This is a genomic window from Streptomyces cyaneofuscatus, assembly GCF_042718795.1.
Lineage (GTDB): Bacteria > Actinomycetota > Actinomycetes > Streptomycetales > Streptomycetaceae > Streptomyces > Streptomyces cyaneofuscatus_A.
In genome coordinates this window covers 1-1,739 of sequence record NZ_JBHXOX010000050.1, presented here as the reverse complement: position 1 = coordinate 1,739, position 1,739 = coordinate 1, and the positions used below count along the sequence as shown (strand labels likewise).

Genomic DNA, 1,739 nt, shown 5'->3' with positions numbered 1-1,739 from the left:
GGCGGCTCGGGGCGGTGGGGGGTGGTGGGGTGGGTCGGGGGTCTTTTGGTTTGCGGCCTGGGGGGGGGGGCGGCGCGCTCCCCGCGGCCCCCCCACCGCCCTCGGCGCGTTCTCCCGATGAACCGTGCTATGGTGCGATCAGCACACGTGGATGCCCCTTCATCGGGCACCGGTGCTGAGTTCTCTCTCCATCGCTGTCGCGCCGTCCTCGTACGACCGGCGATCCAGCTTCTTCCCCAGCGTTTCTCTCTCGCTGTCTCTCCTTCCGGCTGTCGGGCTTCCGTGCCCCGGTGCGGGCGTGACGATGCCGCCCCCTCCGTACGCCGGTCCCTCATGCGCCATGTCCGCGAAAGGACCCCTCCCATGACCACCACACTCGAACGCCCCGCCATCCGTGAGCCGCGCCCCGTCCGGGCCGCAGGTCTCCTCGACACCACCGCGGGCGGCCACGGCCTGCTCCGCGTCCGGGGCGGCCACCCCTCCCCCGACGACATCAAGGTCTCCCCCACGCTGATCCGCCGGTACGTCCTGCGCAAGGGCGACGCCGTCGAGGGGAGCTGCGAGCGGCCGCGCGTCCTCGCCACCGTCGACCGCGTCGACGGCCTCGCGCCGCAGGCCCTGGCCGGCCGCGCCCACTTCCGCGACCTCACCCCCGTCCACCCCGCCCAGCGGCTGCGGCTGGAGACGGAGAAGGGCGGCCCGGCGCCCCGGATCGTCGATCTGGTCTCCCCCGTCGGCAAGGGCCAGCGCGGTCTGCTCGTCGCACCGCCGAAGACCGGCAAGACGGTCCTGCTCCAGCAGTTCGCCGCCGCCGTCGCCGCCAACCACCCCGAGTGCCACCTGATGGTGGTCCTCCTGGACGAACGCCCCGAGGAGGTCACCGACATGCGCCGCTCCGTGCGCGGCGAGGTGTACGCCTCCACCTTCGACCGGCCCGCGAAGGAGCACATCGCCCTCGCCGACCTGGCCGTGGAGCGCGCCAAGCGCCTGGTCGAGCAGGGCCGCGACGTGGTGATCCTGCTGGACTCCCTCACCCGGCTGTGCCGCGCCCACAACAACGCGGCCGGATCGGGCGGCCGCACCCTGAGCGGCGGTGTCGACGCGGCGGCCCTCGCCGGCCCCAAGAAGCTGTTCGGCGCGGCGCGCTCCGCCGAGGAGGGCGGCTCGCTCACCATCCTGGCGACGGCCCTCGTGGAGACGGGCTCCCGCGCCGACGAGTTCTTCTTCGAGGAGCTGAAGGGGACCGGCAACATGGAACTGCGCCTGGACCGCTCGCTGGCGGACCGGCGGGTCTTCCCGGCCGTCGACATCGCCCGCTCCGGGACCCGCCGCGAGGAGCTGCTGACGGGCCCCGCCGAACTGGCCACCGTACGGGCGCTGCGCCGCGCCCTGCACGCCCGGGACGGTCAGGGCGCCCTGGAGGCGCTGCTGGACAACGTCCGCCGCACCCCGGACAACGCGACGTTCCTCCGTCAGGTGCAGCCCACCGTGCCGGGCGCCTGAGCACACCCCCGGGCCGTACCCGGCGTCCCCTGATCCTCCCCCTGCACGGCTCCCGCCGCTCCGGCCGACGTCTCCGCGGAGAACACTTCGGCCGGGCCCGGCCGGGCCGCGGTCTCCGCCGCCCTGCGAGTTGCCTCATTACGCGTGACGGCTGCCTTCACCAGGCCGGCGAAGAGCGGGTGCGGGCGGGTCGGGCGGGAGCGGAGCTCGGGGTGGGCCTGGGTGGCGACGAGGTA

1 protein-coding gene and 1 pseudogene are annotated in these 1,739 nt (G+C 74.5%); one reads left to right on the top strand and one right to left on the bottom strand.

The window, feature by feature from the left end:
- Positions 1-363 precede the first annotated feature (363 nt).
- Positions 364-1,503 carry a transcription termination factor Rho gene (rho, locus tag ACFWRT_RS36160; RefSeq protein WP_380956102.1) on the top strand — a complete coding sequence of 380 codons (1,140 nt, stop codon included), beginning with the start codon at positions 364-366 and terminating at the stop codon, positions 1,501-1,503.
- Here rho and ACFWRT_RS36155 read toward each other — a convergent pair.
- Positions 1,473-1,739 (bottom strand): annotated as a pseudogene (locus ACFWRT_RS36155) (CTP synthase); the annotation flags it as partial. The gene rho and the pseudogene ACFWRT_RS36155 overlap by 31 nt on opposite strands.